Below are 25,112 nucleotides of genomic sequence, written 5' to 3' on the forward strand. Positions count from 1 at the left end.
GAGATGAAAGTAAAAACTCAATGGGCAACCAATACAAGAACCCGAATGTATAACTGTAGTTAGTTTAGCTTTTCAGTACTTCAATATTGAATTGAACATAAGGGTTGCCAAGCTAGGATACCTAAAACTTTAGGTGTCATTTTTGCTCTGGAACGCAATACTTACAAGTTCTATTGCAACTGTCAAACAGCCCAAACCAAAATCAATGAATTAATTAACACGATGTTGTATATCGGTTATTCAGATTTCCTGATTGATCAGAAGACGGTTAATTATGGAAGATTGTATCGGTTCAAAAAAATTCCCCATCTTGCAACAGGGAATTATTTATGTAGAAAAAGGCAAATTCAGACAACAGCGAGAATATTCTGTTTTATCCGATTAGCATTTCGCCTCTTTCTGGCTCAACATCAATATACAGCATCAACTCACGCTCCAGCGCACGCCCGGCAATATCCAGATTGATATCAATATATTCCATCGTCGTGGCAATACTGCGATGCCCCAGTAATCCGCGCACCATTTGCAAATTACGATCAGGCGCTTTCATCAGTTCAGTTGCCAAAGTATGCCGGAAACGGTGGGGGCCCACATCAAATCCACACTCCTTTGACAAGCACAACGTATCCAGTACCGTCAGCCAATCAGGTCGGATAATGCACAGCGGGCACGATGGTTATCCCTTGTCTGCCGTTCCCGCTCTTCAAATTGCCCCATATTAAATCAGTGTGTAATTACACTCTCATTAAGACATTTCTGCCACATTGTCCGTTGTTTTACCGGACAGAGAAGTCGATCCGGATATTGCGTTTATACGTCCATTTATCCAGTATTTTGCCCGCAAATTCAGAGCCATTATCCGTTTTCGATAATACAGGTAACGGATGACTGAACGCGATCTTATTCAGCCTGTCCGTCACTTCCATTGTTGCCACAAAATCTCGGCCTGGAGCTGTCTGACCTTCAGCTCTGACCACCTAGTCAGGAAACCGGGGCACGTAACATCTGCCACAGGACGTTGCTGTCACCGCTTAATCATCGCCAATACGGCGCGGCCGGTATGCTTACGTCAAATAAATATATTATAAGCATTGACGTATTTTATCTTTAATCCTATACCTTTTGTAATGTTATACAAGACCTGAAATAAGACACAGCCATTCCCTTGCAGAGTAGAAAAACCTTTTTCTATAGGCATTTACCAGCCAAACACCAACAACAAACGGGGAGAAAAAACAATCCAAAAGAGAGATATCGACGACAAAAATCATTAATAATATTTAATATTAAAACCACTAACACAACTGAAGTCCATTTCATGGACAAGACAGACACAATCAGGAAACAGTCATGCCACTAACACATATAGAAGCTAAGTACATATCTGATAATAATCTCGGGTGCCGCTATGGCACTACGACTGGGGGAGCGGCCTACGCCTTCATGGACATTGAAGGGGAAGGTAAAAATGGAGGCGCGCTGATCCCGCCAACGTCGGTAATCCTGGGTTGGCTTAGAGATCCTAACCAGCCCGCTTATGAGCCCCGCTGGCATAACCGACTGTGGAACTCATGTGGATTAATCGTCTCATTGAGCGCCGCGGGTACAGTACTCCTGGTGACAAAAGCGCCGCCCACCGCTGAACGGTACCTGTTCGATAATGAAGCTGCACGAGGTGATCACTATACGTTTCGCAAGTGCAACCGTATTTCACCGGACAGTAAAATTGTGGCGACAATCCATTATGGCGGGAGAAAAGGAGAGCTGGAAGACGGGGAGATCGCTTCCCCTGTCAACGCTGCGCTGGTTAATATTGCTACCGTTGAGCAATTGTATAACGCGATTCTTGCAGAGTTGAAGAAACTTGCGGGCAACAAGGTAAACTGACCGCTTAGCGGCCAATGCTGACAACATGATGCAAAAACAATGGCTGTGAGAGATCACGGCCATTCAGACAGCCGACAAACCTCGCTGAAAATAACGAGGTTTGTTTCTTTCATGATGAAGAATTATGCAATCCATCTTCCTCATTAATCCGGTTTTATCACCCGGCAGGGCGTTTTGATTAGCTGTATTTACCCGATCATATGCTTTAGATGTTGCCGCATGAGTTTCATTATCACTACAATAAAATAGCATATGGTCAAATATAATTTTTTATCTCAGTTTATTGATACACCTATCAGTTAAACTCATCCAATAGTGGTGCTTATGGACAAGTTAAGAGCAATCAGCGTTTTCCGACGTGTTGTGGAACTAGGCAGCTTTAAAGCCGCCGCCCAGGATCTAGGCTTATCCAAGGCTGCTATCAGTAAGAATATCAATGAGCTTGAAGCGCATCTTAAAAGCCCCCTAATTAACCGAACGACCCGAAGCATGCACATAACCGCAAGCGGCAAGAATTACTATCATCAGGTGTGCAACATCCTGGATGAGCTGGAAAACGCTGACTTATCCGTTATGGAAACTTCTCACGCTCTGACAGGCTCAATAAAAGTGAGTATTCCAATGTCTATAGGGCTAAAGGAATTAAATCCACTGATATGCCAGTTTATGCATGCCCACCCCGGTATTTCTGTCGAAGTTGTCATGATTGATAAATATATCGATCTTATTGAGCATGGAATAGATGTTGCGATACGTGGGGGAGGTGAATTAAGCGACTCCAGCCTTCGCTCCAGGAAGCTGATAAAAGTGCCCCGAGTCTTGTGCGCCTCACCGACATATATTGAGGCTTCTGAAAAAATACTCATCCCTGAAAATCTCGCTTCTCATAACTGTCTCATCTACAGTTTATCTTCTTCTCCACGACGCTGGATGTTTCACAATCAAAGTAATGTGAAAGTCGTTGACCTTAAGCCCGGAACCTATATGGTGAATAACGGACTAGCGCTCAAACAGGCAGCCCTTTCCGGACATGGCGTGGTTTTACTACCTGAATTACTAGTCATTGATGAGCTACAGTCAGGCGAACTTGTCAGACTGCTTCCTGAATGGGAAGCGGACACGCAAGCACTTTATGCCATACAACCTTTTCATAAAGAACGTTCTATCAAGGCAAGGGCCTTTATCGATTTCCTTGTCAATGCGCTGGACGAAACCAGCTAATATCTCGTGATCTTAACGGACGCTCTATTACAGAATCACAGCCCTCTCCTTGCGTAATGGTTATATCAGATAGGGGATTAAAATTGTTTACTACCAGTGCATAATATTTTCACATAATAGACATTTTAATAAACTATTCATCTCCCTATACTCGGTTTTGCAAATGAATTTACCGGTTACATCAAAATTGAGAAGGTATAAATATGAACAATTCCGTTATTTCAGCATCAGAAAATCTTGTCCTGTCTTATCTTGACGGACGTCAGCCGACCATTGGCATTGAGAACGTCAACAAAATTTTATTTTCCATCGGTGTCCGGGTCAGTACAACACCAATCCCCGAAGAAGCCAAACCTATTCTTGAAGCATCAAAAACGCGCGCGATCACTGGGGAAGAGAGCGAGAAGCTGATTTCGCTATTCCCTTTACACCGCGGAGAACTCCTGGAGCAAATCCGACTGGCTGGTCGCCAGCCGGAAGCTCATCGCGGCGGTTTTCTATCGACGTCGGAAGTAGGTGTTGCCCCTTATCCCAAGGTCTACGATATGAAAGCAATTACGGTTGAAGCCAGAAAAACCGTTCTCGAAAAATTCGGCAGACTGCACGTAAACAGCTCTGAAGACGGGATGGGTATTGATGAAGTCATGACGGTTGTGGCTGGCGGTCCGTGGACTTGGTTCTTCCGTCTGCCGGACGGCGCGATTGCGAAGCTGTCGCTAGGACGCGTGGAAGCTAGCGATCCTGCCTGGCGTCTCAGCTATCCCGGACTCGGAATGCACGCTGGGTTCCTGGATGCCGAGGATGGATTGATTGTGGCATTTGCCCACGGACCGAAGCATTTCGTTATGCGTTATGATGAGCCAAGTGTTGACGGTGCAGAAATGTTGGGTACTAACCCGTGGGTTGATTTCAGCGGTGATATCCCGAAATTAGTCAAATAAAAGCTCATTTTCCGGCTGGCGCTTCATGCGCAGCCGGTTTGTTATTTCTGAAATGATTTGTTACTTCTGAAATAATGTAACTATAGTGGATCGACAATATCTATCTTCAATTAAAATGGGGCTGACCATTTGATGCGGTGACCCCACCATCTATCGGTAAGTTCACCCCATCAATGAAGCTGGCATCTTCGCTCGCTAAAAATGTAATGGCTGCCGCAACTTCGGCTGGTATCGCTGCCTTTTGCAACGGAATTCTGCCGTTAAACCGATGCAAGATCTCATCGCCAAAACGTTCAGTCATCAGCATAAGCCCCAGACTTGGGCAAACAGAATTGACACGAATACCTCGTGAGCCATACTCCACCAGATTTGACTGTGGGAAATAGCGCTATGTCGTTATTACTATTTCATATGGATAACAAACAGGCTCCTGATGATATTTCAGCAATTAGGATAATCGTCGTGTAGTGAAAAAATAATATCCGTTGAAATAACAACATTGCCGCTGAAAGAAACTAACAAAAAAATATGTCCATTGTCAGCCGTATGACCAAAATAGGTTTCCCACCAAAAGATGTGAGATTTATTCTCTCCACTCTTCGACAGGACAGATCAAATGCTGAGAAACTATCTGCAATGATAGGAGATCGAACTCAAATAGTAGAATGTCAATCATTACAGTCTTTTTTGCCACTTCTCAACATTGTACATGACCTAATTTTTCATTACGTAACTTACTGGCTATTTCGACGTCACTTAATCAGATAGAACCACTAAACGCACACACCAGATAACACAGATTAACCTCTGTTAACACAGTGGTTCCGGCCCAATTAATTTCCCCTATGACTAAAACTGTGATTAATGATTTTGACGATGAAATATACAGCCACATCAATAGCAATAGAATATCCGAATTAATAATAAGACAAAAATGAATCAATTTGTCTAATTTATATCATGATGAAAAATAAGACATTAAATAAACATCATTATTATTTCTTGATTGAATTAACTCAATCAATCGATTAATTTAATCTTATAACACAATGAAATAGAAAGAAATTTTAATTAATTGCAAAAAAAATACTATTTTTTTATTTAACTTGTTGAAAAAGATCATATTTTAGTTAATACTGTTTTCCGTCGAGTGAGAATAGACCTAGAGCAAAGACGAAACTCTGAATTGGAAATCAACTTAAAATCCTAAGAAAAATAAGAAGAAACTCTCGTTATCTTAATCGTGGTTAAGATGGCAGTTTACCCGATCGTATTAATATAGTTAATACGATGGCATTACATATTACGGTTTACCCAATCAGAATATTCACTTTCTTTGAGTAAGATACTAGTGCGTTGAGTAGCTATAGATTACTTTTATTAATATCGCTATTGAATCTCCATTTCAATAAAAATAGTGAAGATAAGTTTATCCATATGTGCTATACACCTTGCCTATAAGAGTTTTACACTGTTATTAGCAATCCTTTACAAGAATTTTGCTATCAATATGGTACTTATCATGCTATAGGATTCCAAACACTTAAATAAAAATAAGAATCGTTATTAATAACACGAATAATCTTACAGTAATAGATGACATTTCAGAGAAAAAACCTTTCTTTTCTGTAAAAGAATCAATATCAGACATTTATTATCAACAATATGAATAATAAATACACAGACTATAACATGGTGAGAAATAATGACTAAATCAGGATAAACTAAAGATATATGTAAAAAATGGTTAAAAATGCAATTGCGTTATATACCATGATGAAAATGACTTCGATTATATTATCAACCATTAAACTATCATGATGGCTAGATATATATTTTTATTGTATAAACAGGACTAAAACACATATTTATTAAGGTATTTTTAAATGAAAAAGAATTTTATTTTGGCTTCTTTAGTGACAATATTAGGGATTTTTAGTAGTTTCAGTGCGTTATCTTATGATGGAACAATTAAATTTAGAGGTACTATTCTTGAGAACGGCTGTACTATTAGCAGTGGTAGTAGCGGAATTCAAGAAGTTAATTTTGGTAAAATACCAAAAGAAAGATTTAAGGGCACAAAAGGAACCATAGCTGCCTCTCAATCATTTACAATTAATTTAACTAATTGCCCCGGTTCAACTATAGGTATCAAGTTTTTTGGAGCGACAGATTCTAATGATAGTACTTTGTATTCTAGCAATGTTTCTGGGGTTGGTATTGAACTGACTAAAGATAGTAAAGAGAAAATAGACGCCAATGCAGAAGTATCTGGTTATTCAATTACAAAAAAAAATGCTAATATCCCTCTTATAGCAAATTTAAAATCAACCCATGCTACTGTCGGTAATGGTGATATTAGGTCAGACGTAAACTTCACACTTATATACCCATAAAACCAGTTAAATAATTTATCAAAGCTAACTTATAAAAAAATATTATTTATAACTAAAGGAGTAAAAATGCTTCGCTTTATTACTCCCTTTTTGCTTGTCTTTTTTATGGGACAAGTACAAGCAGGGATTACTTTAGGCGGCACTCGCCTGATCTATAACGGCTCACAAAAAGAAGCCACGATTTCTATCACCAACTCGGATACAGAAAGACCTTATCTTGTACAGTCGTGGGTAGATAATATCGATAACAGTCAAAATAAAGTACCGTTCGTTATTACACCGCCATTGTTTAAGATGTCGAAAGAGAGCGAACACCAGATTCGTGTTTCATATATCGGCAATCAACTGCCAGCAGATCGGGAATCGATATTTCTACTCAATGTCAATGCGATTCCAGCGGTTGAAAAAAATGACAATAGCAAGATGATCATCACGATAAAAAACATTATCAAATTGATTTATCGCCCATCAGGGTTATCTGATAACGATGCTAATGATGCCATTAATCGTTTGGAAGCATCACGTCATGCCAAGGGTGTTCAACTAACTAACCCCACGGCTTATTACATTAATCTTAATGAGATGAAAATTGACGGAACATTAATACCTAGACCCGGATTTATTCCCCCTTTTAGTCAAAAGGTATTTTCAGCCAAAAATGGCATAAAAAACGTGACTCTGACTGCTATCAACGATTACGGTGGCACAACAGAAGAGCGCCAGTTTAATTTCTGATAATATTGTCTGATGAGTGTATTGTGAAAAGAGTAATCAGTTTTGCTTTAATGATTTGTTGTTTATCGTTGCCAGCATATGCAGATCTATATTTCGATATCAATGCATTACAATTATCAGATGAAGACAGAGAAAATATTAATCTGGAGAGCCTGGCAAAAACAGATTCCCAAATTCCAGGTGTCTATAAAGTTAACATTATCGTCAATAAAAAGGATATTGGCATCAAAAGCCTATCCTTTATTGACTGTGGTGAGAAACTTTGCCCTGAATTATCTATCAGTTTACTGAAAGAAATCGGGGTAAAAATAGCAAGCTTTCCTGAATTAGCATCCCTTGCTGAACAAGAGATCATTTCTCAACCTGAGAAATATATTAAACAGGCGTCAGCAGAACTGGATTTAAGTGCTCTTACGCTGATGTTGAATTTTCCACAAGCTGCCATGCAATCGCAAATCAGGGGGGATATCTCTCCTGATCAGTGGGATGATGGTTTGCCTATGTTTTTCACCAATTATCATCTGACAGGAATGCAATCCTGGAATAAAAATCAAAGTGAACAGAATCAATATCTGAATTTACGTAGCGGCTTTAATTTAGGCCCGTGGCGAATTCGCCATAATAGTTACTACAACCATACGGATACAACATCTGAATGGAAATCACTTAAAGCCTATGCTGAACGAGATATTCGCCCATTAAGATCCCGTCTGGTATTGGGTGAAACGTCCACCGATAGCATGGTATTCGATAGTTTCACTTTTAATGGCGTTAAATTGATGTCTGATAGCCAAATGTTGCCAGATAGCCAGCAAGGGTTTGCGCCTGTCGTCCGCGGTATTGCTATGACTCACGCAAGAATAGAAGTGCACCAGAAAGATAATATTATTTATCAAACTTTTGTTCCACCCGGTGCCTTTGAAATTACCGATATTTACCCCAGTAACCTGAATGGTGATCTGGAAATATCCATTTATGAGGAAAATGGCAATGTCAGAAAATTTACCCAACCTTTTGCTGCCTCACCATTAATGATCCGTGCCGGCCAAATGAAATATTTTGCTAATATTGGTAAATTCAGCGGTGGCAAACAAGCCAGTAAAAAAAGATTTATTCAGACAGAAGCTATTTACGGGTTATGGGATAGCACCACCATTTATGGTGGAGTCATTGTTTCTTCTGACTATCAAAGCCATGCATTAGGTTTAGGGCATAATCTGGGAAAAATTGGCGCAGTATCAATCGATGTCACCAATGCAGCAACCCATTTCCCAAACGGAGAAAAGAAAACCGGACAATCTTATCAGATACGCTACAGTAAAGGTTTTACTGAAACCAATACAACGGTGACATTAGCGGGTTATCGCTATAATACCAATGGTTATTACAGCTTTAGCGATGCCAATAATAACGACCAATTTACTGATAATAACAGAAATAGCGCGCCTAAAAACCGGATGCAAATAACGATGGGCCAAAGCTTAGGACAATATGGCAGTCTTTCATTATCGGCCTGGCAGCAAGATTACTGGCAAGATAAAACCAGTAAGAATCAGTCATATTCCATGTCCTATAATACCAATATTCGTGATATCTCTTTGTCATTGAGCTACAATTACCACCGTAATCGCTCAAGCATTAATAACGATCAAGTGTTTTCATTTAATATCAGTATTCCTCTGGATAAATGGCTGCCATCAAACAATCACAGTGCATCGGTAGATTATGATACTTCTTATAACACCCGCGGTAGCAGCCAGCATTCAATGACATTATCCGGTTCTTTATTGGAACAACAGAATCTGAACTATACCATTTCTCAAAATTACAGCTACGAAAAATCAGAGAAAGAAAAAGAATCAGGTAATGCCGCCAGTTTATATTACAGAGGCTCATATGGTTCAATGAATGTAGGTTACACCACTGATCATAGAAAAAATCAGCGGGTTAACTATGGATTAGAGGGAGCGATTATTGCCCATCCCTATGGCGTTACCCTGGCGCAAAATATTAGCGAAAGCGGTGCCAGCGCCTTAATTCGCGCCCCTGGGGCAACCAATGCCAAGGTACTGAATAATACTTCTATCAGTACAGATTGGCGAGGATATACCGTTGTGCCTTATATATCGCAATATCGGGAAAATATGTTATCTCTTGATACCAATACATTCGGTGATGACGTAGATATTGATAATCCAACCACTAAAGTCATTCCAACCAAGGGAGCTTTGGTATTAGCGGATTATTCTATTCGTGTTGGTCATCGAGTATTTTTAACTTTACAACATCACGGTAAAAAACTCCCATTCGGCACAATAATCACGGGCCCAAATGGTGTTAATGGTATGGCGAATGAAAAGGGAGAAGTTTTCCTGAGTGGTGTGAGTGACACAGCAAAATTAACGGCTGATTTAGGCAATAAACAAAGCTGTCATATTCAATTCGATAGTAAATTATATCAAAAAATTAATGGTATTATTCTGACTTCATTACGTTGTCAGTGATTAAAATAGTATTTATCCAGAGAAAGTATGAAAAATAGATTAATTATATTAGCAACATTATTACTAACACTACTCAATATTACAAAATCAATTGCCTCATGCAAATTAAGTAATAAATTTAAAGCAATTGATTTAAATGTTGAGATAAATGAAATTATCAATGCAGACTATAATATTCGAAGACATATTACCATCGCTGAATACGGTCCTATGGAAATGGCTAACAAAATAGATATTAAAGCCGATTCAATCATTGCTATCTGTAATAATAATGAAAATATATCTTTCGAAACAACCTCAGGTAGAATAGGATTCTCTAAAAAGAGTGGTGATATAAAAACCAGTGTAGATAATTTATATTTTTCTATATCTTATGATGGGGATGGGAAGGGTAGCCCTCATGATAGCATCAATAGAAAGATAACTTTAAGAGATATCGGTAAAATAACAATTAATCTTATTCAAACAAGTGATATCAAATCAGGCTCCATACTAAAAAGAGGGCTGATATCTTCTTTATCAACAAGTGATGGTAAAAAATTAATAAATATCAGATATAATAAGGACAATATAATTGGCAGTCAAAGCTGTATGACATCCACACCCTATAAAGAAATAAAACTTGGAAGAATCAATACTTCTTCATTTAAAGGAAGAGGCTCTACTGCTGGCCGTAATGACTTTTATATTCTCATTCAATGTAAAGATAAAAATATTCCCACTATTAAGTTCACAGGAGACAAAGTAAGCTCAAGCATTGTTAAACTACATCAATACAGCGAGGGAAAAACAGCCAGAGGTATTGGTGTCCAATTATTACATAACGGTAAACCTGTTCATATGGATACACCTCTTACTATAACTGAATGGGGAAGTGAAAAAGATCTTTATTATTTACCTCTTACTGCCCACTATTACCAAATAGATGATAAAGTAACCGGCGGAAAAGCTAATGCAACAATACATTTTACAATTGAATACAAATAGCTTTACAAACCATCTAATTTAACTTAAAGTATTAACATCACATTAACATGAGAAAAAAAGAGAAATTTTCCTCAGTGATGTTAATAATACAGCAGAATTAAAACCTGATTTAGACGATAAATAAAGCTGACATATTAATTTCACTAATAAACTATACCGGAAATATAATGGCACTACTCTTGCTTAACTTCTGTTATTAATAAATGGAGTTATTAGTAAATGGTGTTGTCAGTAATTAAGAATAAATCTCAACAGGCATAGATATGAAATCTTATTTACGGTTATTAATTTTTGCTGTTTTACTTTTCAATATCAATAAAATACATGCTGCTTGTGTTTTAGAATCCACAACGAGTAACGGCACTGTCTTTTTTGATTTAAATTCACTTAAATTAAACTTAAATACATCAAACACTAAAAGTATTCATGTCGCCAGATTCAGTGCCGAACAATTAGCTAGCAGTATGGGGCTCAATATAAATGACCCTATTTTTTCATGTGATGACAACGGATATTTGGTTTTTGGTGAAAGTATCTATCTTGGCATGTCAGGTAATACAGAGCATGGGACAGGAAAGTTAACAACAGGTATAGATAATCTCTATTTATATTTTGTTGCTCCTACCGGGAACCTAAATAATATGAGATATCCCACAACGAATGGCAGAACTTATATATATTACCCGCCAGAAAAGAAAAAAATCACTTGGAAAGATATCGGTGATATTGATGTTTATCTCTATAAAGAAGGTGAAATTAAATCGGGAAAATCATTGCATGCTGGAATAATTGCCATATTACAAACATCGAACGGCATCCGCCTAATAACAATAAAAAACAAAACAAGATATCATGTTACTGCTCAAGGTTGCATGGCTCTATCTGGCGATCAAACCGTTAGATTTCATGATGTTTACAGTTCTGCGTTTAAAGGAATAGGAACAACCGCGGGTCATGCTGATTTTAATATCGGCGTTGAATGTACAGAAAAAATCAAACCGACAATTACATTTTCAGCAAGAACAATCAATGGCACGCCAGAGAGTATTATTCAATTAGACAGAGCTAATACAACAAATACAGCCAAAGGGGTTGGTGTGCAAATCTTATATATGGGAACTCCCGTTCCTATTGGAAAACCATTTGTTGTAGGTTATTCTGACAGAAATTCTCGTTATAATTTACCTTTCACTGCCCGCTATTACCAGACCGAAGATCGAATAATAGGTGGAAAAGCTAACGCAATAGCACATTTTACCGTTCAATATGAGTGATATTAAGTATAAACTGTCTAGTATTTTCTTACCTGGATAATCAACATGGAACAAACAGTTATACACACTAAACAAGCACCGCTGCCAAAAAAAGATGGCAGTGGATTTATCACGCAAATCGAGTATGGAACGGTTGTTAAACACCCACAAGTGCATTTCTGGCAAGCTCGCTTTGAACTTTCACATTATCACGATGAATTGTTCAATCAATTAAATCTCCCCTTCCCTGACACATTAGCTAAAGCCGTCAAGAAACGGCGAGCTGAATATCTGGCAGCACGTTATTGCGCCAGACAACTTTTAGCGCAATTAGGGCAACCTGAATTTAATTTGATCTCTGGTAATGATCGCGCGCCAATCTGGCCGGAAGGTATTTGCGGTTCTGTTTCTCATTCAACTTATTGTGCAATTGTGCTGGCCGCGCCGCAAATTAATAACAGATTAATTGGTGTCGATGTAGAAGCTATCGTTGATCGTCAAAATATAGATGAAATCACAAAAATGATTGTGAATGACAGGGAAATTCAACTTCTGAAACATTGTCATTTACCATTTGAACAAGCGTTTACTCTTGCCTTTTCAGTAAAAGAGAGTTTGTATAAAGCGCTTTATCCACAAGTAAAACGATTCTTTGGTTTTGAAGCGGCTGAAATTACTGCCCTATCCCTCGAAAGTAATGAAATAACATTAGTGTTGCGGGAAAATCTCACCCATCATTACCCAACAGGTACAATATTTCGTGGGCAATTTATTATCTACCCACAGGAAATATTAACGCTAATTATTCAATAGCTAAAACTGATAATTGCTGATTTTGCTCAGCAATTTCACTATTATTCATTACCATCATTTTCAATAAAGACTCTATTTATTTAATATCCTTTTCTGTATTTATCAGCGAGTTATTGCCCACAGCAATTAATTCTTCCAGCAAAGCTGAAAGCTGAACTAGCTTTTCCGGCGAAAAGGCTTTTTCAATAGCCTGATATCCCTGCTCTACCTGCTCTTTCGCCTTGTCATAAAGTTTCTGACCATCCGGTGTTAAAGAAACATAAAGTTTGCGCTGGTCATTCATCGGTTTAAGACGAAAGATCAAGCCATCACGCTCCATGCGAGTCAATATCCCAGTCAAACTTGGGCGAAGAATACAGGTCTGGCAAGATAAATCATAAAAATCAATCGACCGATTATCAGACAGTACACGAATAATACGCCACTGCTGTTCAGTCAAATTATGACTCTTAAGGATTGGGCGAAAAAAACCCATCGCGGTTTCTCGCGCCTGAAGTAGTGCAATTGTCAGAGATTCATGCATGGGTAATGAAGGCTCTTATCTTAGAGCCTATCCCATTAGGCTATTTTATTTGCCATTGTTTGCAATAAATATGTTCATTCATAAGAATGGTCTGCAACAATAACGCCTATTGGGGTAGGCAGTTAATCACTGATTTACTCTCTGTCGAGAGTGCTATCTCACTCTATAACCACAATAAAAAGACTAGCACGTCCCCCAATCAACCACAAAGAAAAAATCATAAAAATATTAATAAGTAAATAAAAATAAACTCTGAAAATCAAGTTAATAAAAGGTTAATGTAGAAGCAATCGCTTTATCCAAAAAAACATTAATTAGTTGATTAATAAAGATAAAAAATAAATTTAGTAGAGATATTGTTACTGAGATCACAATTAAAATTAACAAACACATTAACATATTGCAACAATGCGTCTTGTGGTTTATTAATATATTAATAAATGCATCTCATACCTAATAGATTTCGAGTTGCAGCGCGGCGGCAAGTGAACGAATCCCCAGGAGCATAGATAACGATGTGACTGGGGTGAGTGAAAGCAGCCAACAAAGCAGCAGCTTGAAAGATGAAGGGTATAAAACCACCCGTTTAAGTTCATGAGGAATCGTTAATGAAAGGCACTGTCTTCGCCGTAGCCCTCAACCATCAGAGCCAAGTAGATTTCTGGCATGACTCATTTCAGCAAGCACCTTATAACACTTTACCTAAGACACCGGTGTGGTTTATTAAACCACGGAATACCGTTATCACCTCCGGTGAAGCGATTCCCCATCCTGTCGGTGAAGAGGTTCAAAGCGGTGCGACGCTGGCATTAATAATAGGTAAAACCGCCCGCAAAGTTGCTATTGAAAACGCAGCCGAATATATCGCAGGTTATGCATTAGCGAATGAAGTCAGCCTGCCTGAAACCGCTTTCTATCGTCCAGCAATAAAAGCTAAGTGTCGTGATGGTTTTTGCCCTATAGGCCAAATGACCAATCCTGAATCAATTGATGCGTTAGATATTATTACCGAAATCAATGGTCAGGAAGTCGATCGCTGGTCAACAGCCGATCTGGTGCGTTCAGCCACAGAATTAGTTGCAGCATTAAGTGATTTCGCCACCCTTAAAGAAGGAGATGTGATCCTGCTTGGGACTCCACACCAACGTGTTGCTATCAAACCAGACGACAAAGTTGTTATTCGGGCAGCAGGTTTCCCATCACTGGAAAATCAGGTTGTGCAAGCGGGAGAAGAAGCATGAAACACGCAAGAGTTCACTATCAAGGTTGCGATTTAATCGTTACTGTCGACGAACAGGAAAATGTCTGCCTGCCAGATGGCAGTAAAGTCAGCGGCGAATCCGTTCAATGGTTGCCGCCCGCAAACGGCACCCTGTTTGCTCTCGGTTTGAATTACGCTGATCACGCCACTGAGCTGGAATTCAAGCCCCCCGAAGAACCTTTAGTTTTTATCAAAGCCGCTAATACGCTAGCCGGTCATCGTCAGGTTTCTGTTCGTCCTGATAATGTGGAATACATGCATTATGAAGCTGAGCTGGTTGTTATCATCGGCAAAACCGCCCATAAGGTCACCAAAGAACACGCGATGGATTACGTTGCCGGCTACACCGTTTGTAACGATTACGCAATCCGTGACTATCTGGAAAATTATTATCGCCCTAACCTTCGGGTAAAAAGCCGCGATACATTAACCCCCATCGGTCCGTGGTTCGTTGATAAAGAAGATGTATCCGATCCGCATAATCTGACATTAAGCACCTGGGTTAATGGCGAATTACGTCAACGCGGTACAACCGCGGATCTGATCTTCAATATTCCATTCTTGATCGCTTATCTAAGCGACTTTATGACGCTGCAACCGGGAGACATGATCGCCACCGGCACGCCTAAAGGGTTGTCTGATGTGGTACCGGGTGATGAAGTTATTGTTGAAGTTGAAGGCGTTGGGCGTCTGGTTAACCGTATTGTCAGCCAGCAAGAGTATGAGGAGAGCCTGTCATGACCATAATTAATCATTGGATCAACGGCAAAAACGTCAGCAGTAAAACCTATTTTGAAACCACAAACCCAGCAACCGGCGAAGTGCTGGCTGAAGTCGCTTCCGGCGGGCAGGAAGAAATTGATCAAGCCGTCGCCGCCGCAAAGGCAGCCTTCCCTAAATGGGCAGATCTGCCGATGAAAGAGCGTGCGCGTCTGATGCGCCGTTTGGGTGAGTTGATCGATGAGAATGTGCCTGAAATCGCCGCAATGGAAACCAAAGATACCGGTCTGCCCATTCATCAAACACAAAATGTCCTGATCCCACGCGCTTCTCACAACTTCAACTTCTTTGCTGAAATTTGTCAGCAAATGAACGGCCATACCTATCCCGTTGATGACAAGATGCTCAACTATACGCTGGTGCAACCCGTTGGCGTCTGTGCGCTGATTTCTCCGTGGAACGTGCCATTTATGACCGCAACCTGGAAAGTTGCACCCTGTCTGGCGCTAGGTAACACCGCAGTGCTGAAAATGTCAGAACTTTCCCCATTAACGGCAAACCGTTTAGGAGAATTGGCTTTGGAAGCCGGTATCCCTGCCGGTGTGCTGAATGTGGTTCAGGGATATGGCGCTACCGCGGGTGACGCGCTGGTGAAACATCACGATGTACGGGCGGTTTCGTTTACCGGCGGCACAGTAACCGGTCGTCAGATTATAAAAAATGCCGGCCTGAAAAAATATTCAATGGAGCTAGGAGGGAAATCTCCGGTTCTGATCTTCGAAGATGCGGATATTGAACGTGCTCTGGATGCCGCCCTGTTCACCATTTTCTCTATCAACGGTGAACGTTGCACCGCAGGTTCACGTATTTTTATTCAGGAAAGTATCTACCCAGAGTTTATTAAACGTTTTGCTGAACGCGCCAATCGTTTACGGGTTGGTGATCCACAAGATCCAAATACTCAGATCGGCGCACTTATCAGCAAGCCGCATTGGGAGAAAGTCTCCGGTTACATCCGTCTGGGAGTAGAAGAAGGCGCAACCCTGCTGGCCGGCGGCCCAGATAAACCGATTGATTTGCCGGCACACCTAAAAGAGGGCAATTTCCTGCGCCCAACGGTGCTGGCGGATGTTGATAACCGGATGCGGATTGCTCAAGAGGAAATCTTCGGCCCTGTCGCCTGCCTGCTGCCATTTAAAGATGAAGCAGAAGGTCTGCGTCTGGCAAATGACGTGGAGTACGGTCTGGCTTCTTATATCTGGACGCAGGATGTCAGCAAAGTCTTACGTCTGGCCCGTAATATTGAAGCCGGCATGGTATTCGTCAACACCCAAAACGTCCGTGACCTGCGTCAGCCATTCGGCGGCGTGAAAGCCTCCGGCACCGGCCGCGAAGGCGGCGAATACAGTTTTGAAGTGTTTGCTGAGATGAAAAACGTTTGTATCTCGATGGGGGATCATCCAATCCCGCGTTGGGGGATATAACCGTTTCATCAGCGTTAACCACGGCGAATTCCGGTTCGCCGTCCTGATATCAAATGAGGATTTTATGGGTAAGTTAGCGTTAGCAGCCAAAATTACACATGTGCCATCCATGTATCTGTCTGAACTACCGGGGAAACATCACGGTTGCCGTCAGGGAGCCATTGATGGTCACAAAGAGATCAGTCGCCGTTGCCGTGAAATGGGGGTCGATACCATTATTGTGTTTGATACGCACTGGCTAGTGAATAGCGCCTATCACATCAATTGCGCCGACCATTTCTCCGGCATTTACACCAGTAATGAATTACCCCACTTCATCCGGGATATGAGTTACGAATATGACGGCAATCCCGAATTAGGGCAAATAATCGCAGAAGAGGCGCGCAATCTCGGCGTGCGTGCTCAGGCGCATGAAATCCCGAGCCTGAAACTGGAGTACGGCACGCTGGTGCCGATGCGTTACATGAACAGCGACCGGCATTTCAAAGTCGTCTCGGTCTCCGCATTCTGTACGGTCCACGCTTTTGAAGATAGTCGTCGTCTTGGGGAAGCGATTCTGAAAGCGATTGAGAAATATGATGGTACCGTGGCGGTCCTCGCCAGCGGTTCCCTTTCTCACCGTTTTATTGATGATCAACGCGCTGAAGAGGGCATGAACAGCTACACCCGAGAATTCGACGAACAGATGGATCATCGGGTGGTTCAGCTCTGGAAAGAGGGCAAATTCAAAGAGTTTTGCAAGATGTTGCCGGAATATGCAGATTATTGTTATGGCGAAGGCAATATGCACGACACCGTGATGCTATTAGGCCTACTCGGTTGGGATAAATATGACGGTAAAGTGGAATTTCTGACCGAACTGTTTGCCAGTTCCGGCACCGGACAAGTCAACGCCGTATTCCCGCTGCCTGACTACATCGCCAATAAACCCGCTATCGCCTGATTAGGAGCAACCTATGCCACATTTTTATGCTGAATGTACAGAAAATATCCGTGAACAAGCCAACTTGCCAGAATTGTTTGCCAAAGTGAATCAGGCGCTGGCGGATACTGGCATTTTCCCATTAGCCGGCATACGCAGCCGCGCCATCTGGCTGGATACCTGGCAAATGGCCGATGGTCAACATGATTATGCCTTTGTCCATATGACGCTGAAAATCGGCGCAGGACGCAGCCTTGAAAGCCGCCAACAGGTTGGTGAGATACTGTTTCCCCTGATCAAACAACATTTTGCCTCGCTGATGGCGCAACGTTACCTTGCTCTCTCTTTTACAATGGAAGAATTAGATCCGGTATTGAACTACAAACAAAACAACGTCCACGCCCTGTTTCGTAAGGAGTAGTGATGCCGAAGCCTTTTCATCAGCATCCTCCTCGTTGGTTAATCCCTTTATTAGGCGCATTGGTGGCCTTCGGGCCTCTGTCGATTGATATGTACCTGCCAGCCTTGCCGGAAATGGCAAGGCAATTACAGGCAACACAAGGGCAAATGCAACATACCTTGGGCGTATTTTTCGCCGGTTTCTGTATTGGCATGTTGTTATACGGCCCACTGAGCGACCATTTAGGACGAAGAAAACTGCTACTCAGCGGTATCGCATTATTTGTCGTTGCCAGTGCGTTGTGCACATTGGCGACACAAGTTGAACACTTGATTTTACTGCGCGCATTACAAGCATTTGGCAGCGGCGCCGCCGTGGTCATGGGCCGAGCTATCGCCCGTGATATTTATGGTCCACAGCAATTACCACGCGTGCTATCCCTCATGACTTTAGTGACCATGATAGCGCCGCTTATCGCCCCATTACTTGGCGGCTTACTGTTAACCTATTTCAATTGGCAGGCCATATTTACGCTATTGAGCCTGTTTGGCTGTATCAGTGGAATATTATTACTATTTTTATTGCCAGAAACGCTACCTGCTCAGAGTAACAATGGAAAACTTATCACCGCTTTTAAAAATTACGGCAAGTTACTGACTGACGGCGAAGCTATGGCAACTATCGGCACATTGGCATTCACTTGTGCCGCCATGTTCGCATTTATCAGTGGTTCCCCTTTCGTCTATATCAATTACTTTCAGGTTCCGGCGAATTACTACGGCTTACTGTTCGCCTGTAATGCGCTAGGCATGATGGCAATCGTGCTGCTCAATGTCCGTTTACTAAAAGTCTACGATCTTTCTCGTCTGTTATTTATCCAAACCAGTGCTCAATTACTGTTTGGTATCTTACTGGTTATCTTTTATCAGCAAAGTCTGACTGTGATCGTCATTTTGGTCGTACTGTTTATCTCGCTAGTTAATGCCATTGGCACTAACAGCCTCTCTTTATTACTTCAACATCGCGGTCAACTTGCCGGTAGCGCCAGCGCGCTCGCTATTTCCGCACAATTCGCTATGGCGGCATTCGCCAGTGTCGCCGTCTCTTTACTACAAGATGAAACCCCTTTTGCTATGGCCCTTGTGATGGCAGTTTGCGCTGGATTGTGTTGGTTATGCCAACAACTAGCCACTTTCTACCAGCGAAAACCACTCACCCAAGCGTCTTCAGGAGAAAAAAATTATGACAAATAATGTAAATACAGAATTTAATGTAAATATAGAATTATTACGTCAACAAGCTTATATCAACGGACAGTGGGTTGATGCCGATAACCAAGCAACTTTTAAGGTGACTAACCCGGCAAATGGTGAAGTTATCGCACACGTCAGTAATATGGGCGCCGCTGAAACAGAACGCGCAATTACCGCCGCGCAACAAGCCCTGCCTGCCTGGAGAGCAATGACAGCCAAACAACGCAGCCAGATTCTGCAACGTTGGTTTCAGTTAATGATGGCAAATCAACAGGCACTGGCTGAATTGTTGAGCCGGGAGCAAGGGAAATCGCAAGCAGAAGCAATGGGCGAGATCGCTTATGGCGCCAGCTTTATCGAGTGGTTTGCGGAAGAAGGTAAACGTACCTACGGTGAAACTATTCCAAGCCCGATGCCCGGCCGACGAATCGTCACGATCAAACAACCTATCGGCGTTGTGGCCGCCATCACACCGTGGAACTTCCCCAATGCCATGATCACCCGCAAAGTTGGCCCTGCTCTGGCCGCTGGCTGTACGGTGATCCTAAAACCGGCCTCAGAAACCCCGCTTTCCGCTCTGGCTCTGGCCGCGTTGGCGGAACAAGCTGGCGTTCCTGCTGGCGTATTCAATGTAGTGACAGGCGTCGATGCGAAAACCATCGGCGGGGTGCTGACTCAAAGTCCGATTATTCGCAAACTCTCTTTTACTGGTTCAACCCGTATCGGCAAGCTATTGATGGCACAAAGCGCCGACACCGTGAAAAAGCTATCGCTGGAATTAGGCGGCAATGCGCCATTTATCGTCTTTGATGATGCTGATATTGATGCCGCTGTACAGGGGGCGTTAATAGCTAAATTCCGCAACAGCGGTCAAACCTGTGTTTGCGCTAACCGAATTTTGGTGCAGGAAACCATTTATGACATTTTCGCCGAACGTCTGGCGCAAGCCGTTAATCAGTTGCAGGTTGGTCCGGCCAGCGATGCCAAATCACAACAAGGCCCACTGATCAATCAAGCCGCCGTCGATAAAGTAGAGGAACATATCAATGACGCCATTTCCCACGGCGCACGCATATTAGCAGGAGGTAAACCACACGCTCTGGGCGGTCTGTTCTTCGAACCTACCGTACTGGCTGATGTCAATGAATCCATGCTTATCTCCCAAGAGGAAACATTCGGGCCTATTGCGCCGCTCTTCAAATTCCGTGATGAGGCAGAAGCCATCCGTCTGGCAAATGATACTGAATTTGGTCTGGCGGCTTATTTTTATTCCCGCGACATCGGTCGAATCTACCGTGTGGCCGAAGCGCTGGAAAGCGGCATGGTCGGGATCAATGAAGGTTTGATTTCTAATGAAGCTGCCCCATTCGGCGGCATTAAACAATCGGGCTTGGGACGTGAAGGTTCACGTTACGGCATCGAAGATTATCTGGAAGTGAAATACCTCTGCTTTGGCGGCATCGAGGACACAGGAGTTTAACTGCATGTTACAGAAAGAAGTCGTATCACAGGTTGCGCATCGTCTGCATCAGGCAGAAAAAAGCCGTGAACAAATACGCCAGATCTCACTGGATCACCCTGAAATCACCATTGATGATGCTTATGCGATTCAGCGTCACTGGGTGGATTTGAAAATTGCCGAAGGTCGTGTCCTCAAAGGTCATAAAATTGGCCTGACCTCAAAGGCCATGCAAGCCAGCTCACAAATCAGCGAGCCAGATTATGGCGCTCTGCTGGATGATATGTTTTTCCCTGATGGTAGTGATATTCCATGCGATCGCTTTATCGTGCCTCGTATTGAGGTCGAACTGGCATTCATTCTGGCAAAACCTTTACGTGGCCCGAACTGCACACTGTTTGATGTTTACAATGCAACCGATTACATCATTCCAGCATTGGAATTGATCGATGCCCGTTGCCATAACATCGATCCGGAAACCAAGCGTCCACGCAAAGTGTTCGATACGATTTCTGACAATGCCGCCAACGGCGGCGTCATTATGGGCGGCCGCCCAATTAAACCCGATCAGTTTGATCTGCGCTGGATCAGCGCCCTGCTCTATCGCAATGGCGTGATTGAGGAATCCGGCGTCGCGGCTGCGGTACTTAATCATCCGGCTAACGGCGTCGCATGGTTAGCCAACAAACTGGCCCCACATGGCGTTCAGCTTGAAGCGGGACAAATCATTCTCAGTGGATCTTTTACCCGCCCGGTTCCAGCCAATAAAGGGGATACCTTCCATGTGGATTACGGCCCCATCGGCGCTATCAGTTGCCGTTTTGTTTAAGGAGAAAAAATATGGATCGGTTAACCAACACATTTAAACAAGCGTTAAAAGCAGGCCGCCCACAAATCGGCCTATGGTTGGGGCTTTGCAGCCCCTATAGTGCTGAATTAGTGGCTGGAGCCGGTTTCGACTGGCTACTTATTGATGGCGAACACGCACCGAACGATATTCAGACGATTTTAAGCCAATTGCAAGCCATCGCCCCTTACCCAAGCCATCCCATTGTGCGCCCGCCCTGGAATGATCTGGTCATCATCAAGCAGCTACTGGATATCGGCGCTCAAACGTTATTAATCCCCATGATACAAAACGCCGAGCAGGCGTATGAAGCTGTTCGCGCAACCCGTTATCCACCGGAGGGTATCCGTGGTGTGGGTAGCGCTCTGGCAAGAGCTTCCCACTGGAACAGAATTCCTGATTATCTACATCGCGCCAACGATGAAATCTGCGTTCTGCTTCAAGTGGAAACCCGTGAAGCACTCCGTAACCTGCCGGAGATCCTCGAAGTAGACGGTGTGGATGGCGTCTTTATCGGCCCGGCGGATCTGAGCTCCGATATGGGCTTTACCAATAATCCGCACCATCCTGAAGTGAAAGCCGCAATTGAGCAGGCAATCGCTCAAATCAAAGCGGCGGGCAAAGCGCCAGGCATTCTGATGTCAGCACCCAATGTTGCTGAACATTACCTAAAACTCGGCGCCCTATTCGTTGCTGTCGGTATTGATACAACTTTACTGGCTCGGACAGCGGAAGCGCTGGCGGCACGATTTATTGCGGACAAAGAGTTGCCGGCAACACCTTCATCCGGTGTTTATTAATCTCAGCAATCACCATTTAACAACCGATTTACTCAACAAGCTTTTAATTTCCTAAACAACGTAATACACATAAAACAGTAATTAAGGAAAATGATAATGAGCGATTCATCAACTGCCGTACAACAGCCGGATCTTCCGGTCGGTCAACATAAACCGTTAACGGCACAACAGCAATCCGTCATTAACAAGCTATTCCGTCGCCTGATTATTTTCCTATTCGTCTTATTTGTATTTTCGTTTCTGGATCGAATTAATATCGGGTTTGCCGGCCTGACAATGGGTAAAGATCTTGGATTGAACGCCACAATGTTCGGTCTGGCAGCAACGCTGTTCTATGTCACTTATGTTATTTTCGGTATTCCTAGCAATATCATGCTCAGCATTGTCGGAGCGCGACGCTGGATAGCCGCGATCATGGTGCTCTGGGGGATTGCCTCCACCGCCACTATGTTCGCCACCGGACCAACCAGTCTGTATATCTTGCGGATGCTGGTCGGTATCGCCGAAGCAGGTTTCGTGCCGGGTATCCTGTTGTATCTGACTTACTGGTTTCCAGCTTACTATCGCGCCCGCGCCAATGCGCTGTTTATGGTGGCAATGCCGGTGACGATGGCGTTTGGTTCTCTGGCTTCCGGTTATATTCTGGAAATGGATGGCTTATTGAACCTTCACGGCTGGCAATGGTTATTTCTGCTAGAAGGTTTTCCTTCGGTATTATTGGGAATTGTCGTTTGGTTCTATCTTGATGATTCACCCAAATGCGCTAACTGGCTAACAGATGAAGACAAAAAATGCTTACAAGAGATGATGGATAACGACCAGTCCGTTCAAATTCAACCGGCAAGTTCATCAACTCATCAAGCAATGCAAAAACGCAGTATATGGAGTGAGATTTTCGCGCCGATCATGTTGATGTATATCCTGGCCTACTTCTGTCTAACCAATACTCTGAGTGCGATTAATATCTGGACGCCACAGATTGTGCAAAGCTTCAATCAAGGCAGCAGTAACATTATGATCGGCATTCTGACTGCCATTCCTCAATTTTGCACCATCATCGGGATGGTTTACTGGAGTCGCCGTTCAGACCGATTACAAGAACGTAAAATGCATACGGCTCTACCCTATTTGTTCGCCGCCGTGGGCTGGATATTAACCTCATTGACCAACCATAGCGTCATTCAGCTCATTGGAATTATTATGGCTTCAACCGGTTCATTTACCGCAATGGCGGTCTTCTGGACCACGCCGGATCAAGCTATTAGCTTACGGGCAAGAGCAATCGGCATTGCGGTTATTAGCGCTACAGGTAATATAGGTTCAGCCCTCAGTCCGTTGTTAATCGGCTGGCTGAAAGATCAAACAGGAAGCTTTAATACCGGTCTCTATTTTGTCGCCGGGTTACTGGTCATTGGCGCAGCCATTATCTGGCTAATTCCGATGAAACACGCCAGACAGAGAATAACGCAGTAATTTCAATAAAAAGGAAAAACCATCATGACTGAGCCTATCATAGCCAATATTGATATCAGCAAGGATTATGATGAAACCCAAGGCACTGATGATGTGCATTATCAGACCTTTGGCCGGATGGCGGCATTTTTTGGTCGTAATATGCAAGCTCATCGTCACGATGGTTTCTTCCAACTTCATTTTTTAATCACCGGCCATATTGAATTACAGTTGGATGCTCAACATTATTCTGTACAAGCACCGTTGTTTATCCTGACTCCTCCCTCTGTTCCTCACGCTTTTTTCACTCAAGATGATAGTGACGGATATGTCCTCACCGTGCGGCAAGATCTGATATTACCGTTATTAGAATCGCTCTATCCGGCTAATAAAGATATTCTTGATATTCCGGCTATTTGCCTATCCGTTGCTGATAAACCGGAAGAGCTAGCCGCTTTTAATCACTATTGGGCGTTAATCGCCCGCGAATCATCTAACAACTTTATTGGTCGAGAGCAATCGCTGACATTTTTAGCGCAAGCCATATTTACCCTGTTATTGCGTAATATTCCTCTTGATGATCACCCGACAAATGGCGTGCGAGGAGAAATTAAATTGTTTCAGCGCTTTAACCAATTAATAGACAATCATTATCATCATCATCTTTCCGTACCGGAATATGCCCATAAGTTAGGTATTACAGAATCGCGATTAAAAGATATGTGCCGTCGGTTTACCAATCGTCCGCCGAAACGACTCATCTTCGATCGTCAACTGCGTGAAGCCAAACGACTATTATTATTCAGTGATTGCCCAGTATTTGAAGTTGCTTATCAGCTCGGATTTAAAGATCCCGCCTATTTTGCCCGCTTCTTTAATCGATTAGTCGGCAGCCCGCCTAGTTATTGGCGAGAAAGAAATATTCACGAAAAATAAATATCCATGCTAATTATACCAAGCCCGGCATTTTATTCTGCTTGTTCAGCAAATCTCGTGCTATTAATTCGTGCTAAACTTACTCATTTTTATTACGAAATCACTTCCAAGAATTAAAATTCTGAATATACTGAGACTCTGTAACTCACTGGAACTTTTTGAAGGATAAATGATGGCAACCGGAGTGCCGATATAAATAAATTTATTTAAGAAAAGGAAACACAACACATGCAAGGCCCTCACTATACGGCAGATAAATTCAGATCCCCACGTTTTGGCGTCACCGATTTCATACGTTATAAATGGCGATCCAGCAAT

23 protein-coding genes and 1 pseudogene are annotated in these 25,112 nt (G+C 42.6%); 20 read left to right on the forward strand and 4 right to left on the reverse strand.

Features of this window, described 5'->3' with window-relative positions; all coding sequences use genetic code 11:
- Positions 1-373: 373 nt before the first annotated feature.
- Positions 374-616: pseudogene (locus tag OO184_RS18225) on the reverse strand (site-specific integrase); the annotation flags it as partial.
- A 160-nt stretch (positions 617-776) separates the two neighbouring features.
- Positions 777-977, reverse strand: coding sequence for a hypothetical protein (locus OO184_RS18230; protein ID WP_265380390.1), 201 nt, complete (start codon positions 975-977; stop codon positions 777-779).
- A gap of 373 nt (positions 978-1,350) precedes the next feature.
- On the opposite strand from OO184_RS18230, the gene OO184_RS18235 reads away from it, so the two are divergent.
- The 3 genes from OO184_RS18235 (at position 1,351) to OO184_RS18245 (ending at position 4,049) form a co-directional block, all read left to right on the forward strand.
- Positions 1,351-1,887: a Rossmann-fold NAD(P)-binding domain-containing protein gene (locus tag OO184_RS18235; RefSeq protein ID WP_265380391.1), complete on the forward strand. Its 537-nt coding sequence runs from the start codon at positions 1,351-1,353 to the stop codon at positions 1,885-1,887.
- Between the two features lie 324 nt (positions 1,888-2,211).
- Positions 2,212-3,108, forward strand: a complete 897-nt coding sequence (locus tag OO184_RS18240) for a LysR family transcriptional regulator (protein ID WP_265380392.1) — start codon at positions 2,212-2,214, stop codon at positions 3,106-3,108.
- 203 nt (positions 3,109-3,311) lie between these two features.
- On the forward strand, positions 3,312-4,049 hold the full coding sequence (locus OO184_RS18245; RefSeq protein ID WP_265380393.1) for a hypothetical protein: 738 nt from the start codon (positions 3,312-3,314) through the stop codon (positions 4,047-4,049).
- Positions 4,050-4,155: 106 nt separating this feature from the next.
- On the opposite strand, the gene OO184_RS18250 is transcribed toward OO184_RS18245, so the two are convergent.
- Complete coding sequence (locus tag OO184_RS18250; RefSeq protein WP_265380394.1) at positions 4,156-4,413, reverse strand: SDR family oxidoreductase; 258 nt, start codon at positions 4,411-4,413, stop codon at positions 4,156-4,158.
- 1,522 nt (positions 4,414-5,935) lie between these two features.
- Between OO184_RS18250 and OO184_RS18255 the strand changes: the two genes are divergently transcribed.
- The 6 genes from OO184_RS18255 (at position 5,936) to OO184_RS18280 (ending at position 12,737) form a co-directional block, all read left to right on the forward strand.
- Positions 5,936-6,445 (forward strand): fimbrial protein, encoded by a 510-nt coding sequence (locus OO184_RS18255; protein ID WP_265380395.1) that lies wholly within the window; start codon positions 5,936-5,938, stop codon positions 6,443-6,445.
- Between the two features lie 66 nt (positions 6,446-6,511).
- Positions 6,512-7,180 (forward strand): fimbrial biogenesis chaperone, encoded by a 669-nt coding sequence (locus tag OO184_RS18260; protein WP_265380396.1) that lies wholly within the window; start codon positions 6,512-6,514, stop codon positions 7,178-7,180.
- 23 nt (positions 7,181-7,203) lie between these two features.
- The gene (locus tag OO184_RS18265; protein WP_265380397.1) at positions 7,204-9,684 is read left to right on the forward strand and encodes a fimbria/pilus outer membrane usher protein; all 2,481 of its coding nucleotides are present in this window, start codon (positions 7,204-7,206) and stop codon (positions 9,682-9,684) included.
- A gap of 27 nt (positions 9,685-9,711) precedes the next feature.
- A complete protein-coding gene (locus OO184_RS18270) occupies positions 9,712-10,671 on the forward strand; it encodes a fimbrial protein (protein WP_265380398.1) in 960 nt (319 codons plus the stop codon).
- A gap of 263 nt (positions 10,672-10,934) precedes the next feature.
- Positions 10,935-11,945: a fimbrial protein gene (locus OO184_RS18275; RefSeq protein ID WP_265380399.1), complete on the forward strand. Its 1,011-nt coding sequence runs from the start codon at positions 10,935-10,937 to the stop codon at positions 11,943-11,945.
- Between the two features lie 45 nt (positions 11,946-11,990).
- Positions 11,991-12,737, forward strand: a complete 747-nt coding sequence (locus OO184_RS18280) for a 4'-phosphopantetheinyl transferase family protein (protein WP_265380400.1) — start codon at positions 11,991-11,993, stop codon at positions 12,735-12,737.
- Between the two features lie 76 nt (positions 12,738-12,813).
- Here OO184_RS18280 and hpaR read toward each other — a convergent pair whose 3' ends face one another.
- A complete protein-coding gene (hpaR, locus tag OO184_RS18285; protein ID WP_049583181.1) occupies positions 12,814-13,260 on the reverse strand; it encodes a homoprotocatechuate degradation operon regulator HpaR in 447 nt (148 codons plus the stop codon).
- A 608-nt stretch (positions 13,261-13,868) separates the two neighbouring features.
- Here hpaR and OO184_RS18290 point away from each other — a divergent pair.
- The 11 genes from OO184_RS18290 (at position 13,869) to hpaA (ending at position 24,794) form a co-directional block, all read left to right on the forward strand.
- A complete protein-coding gene (locus tag OO184_RS18290; protein ID WP_265380401.1) occupies positions 13,869-14,501 on the forward strand; it encodes a fumarylacetoacetate hydrolase family protein in 633 nt (210 codons plus the stop codon).
- On the forward strand, positions 14,498-15,262 hold the full coding sequence (locus tag OO184_RS18295) for a fumarylacetoacetate hydrolase family protein (protein ID WP_265380402.1): 765 nt from the start codon (positions 14,498-14,500) through the stop codon (positions 15,260-15,262). Before OO184_RS18290 ends, OO184_RS18295 begins: the two co-directional genes overlap by 4 nt.
- A complete protein-coding gene (gene hpaE / locus OO184_RS18300; protein ID WP_265380403.1) occupies positions 15,259-16,725 on the forward strand; it encodes a 5-carboxymethyl-2-hydroxymuconate semialdehyde dehydrogenase in 1,467 nt (488 codons plus the stop codon). Before OO184_RS18295 ends, hpaE begins: the two co-directional genes overlap by 4 nt.
- Positions 16,726-16,789: 64 nt before the next feature.
- The gene (hpaD, locus tag OO184_RS18305; protein WP_088374659.1) at positions 16,790-17,668 is read left to right on the forward strand and encodes a 3,4-dihydroxyphenylacetate 2,3-dioxygenase; all 879 of its coding nucleotides are present in this window, start codon (positions 16,790-16,792) and stop codon (positions 17,666-17,668) included.
- 13 nt (positions 17,669-17,681) lie between these two features.
- Positions 17,682-18,068 carry a 5-carboxymethyl-2-hydroxymuconate Delta-isomerase gene (locus tag OO184_RS18310; protein WP_049583185.1) on the forward strand — a complete coding sequence of 129 codons (387 nt, stop codon included), beginning with the start codon at positions 17,682-17,684 and terminating at the stop codon, positions 18,066-18,068.
- 2 nt (positions 18,069-18,070) lie between these two features.
- Positions 18,071-19,300 (forward strand): Bcr/CflA family multidrug efflux MFS transporter, encoded by a 1,230-nt coding sequence (locus OO184_RS18315; RefSeq protein ID WP_265380404.1) that lies wholly within the window; start codon positions 18,071-18,073, stop codon positions 19,298-19,300.
- Positions 19,290-20,780 (forward strand): NAD-dependent succinate-semialdehyde dehydrogenase, encoded by a 1,491-nt coding sequence (locus OO184_RS18320; protein ID WP_265380405.1) that lies wholly within the window; start codon positions 19,290-19,292, stop codon positions 20,778-20,780. The genes OO184_RS18315 and OO184_RS18320 overlap by 11 nt, the downstream gene beginning before the upstream one ends.
- Before the next feature lie 4 nt (positions 20,781-20,784).
- A complete protein-coding gene (gene hpaH, locus OO184_RS18325; protein ID WP_265380406.1) occupies positions 20,785-21,588 on the forward strand; it encodes a 2-oxo-hept-4-ene-1,7-dioate hydratase in 804 nt (267 codons plus the stop codon).
- Between the two features lie 11 nt (positions 21,589-21,599).
- Positions 21,600-22,406 (forward strand): 4-hydroxy-2-oxoheptanedioate aldolase, encoded by an 807-nt coding sequence (hpaI, locus tag OO184_RS18330; protein ID WP_265380407.1) that lies wholly within the window; start codon positions 21,600-21,602, stop codon positions 22,404-22,406.
- Positions 22,407-22,502: 96 nt separating this feature from the next.
- On the forward strand, positions 22,503-23,879 hold the full coding sequence (gene hpaX, locus OO184_RS18335; protein WP_265380408.1) for a 4-hydroxyphenylacetate permease: 1,377 nt from the start codon (positions 22,503-22,505) through the stop codon (positions 23,877-23,879).
- A 24-nt stretch (positions 23,880-23,903) separates the two neighbouring features.
- Entirely contained in the window at positions 23,904-24,794 is an 891-nt protein-coding gene (hpaA, locus tag OO184_RS18340; protein WP_265380409.1) for a 4-hydroxyphenylacetate catabolism regulatory protein HpaA, read from the forward strand.
- Positions 24,795-25,112 lie beyond the last annotated feature (318 nt).

The organism is Photorhabdus aballayi (assembly GCF_026153155.1).
GTDB lineage: Bacteria > Pseudomonadota > Gammaproteobacteria > Enterobacterales > Enterobacteriaceae > Photorhabdus > Photorhabdus luminescens.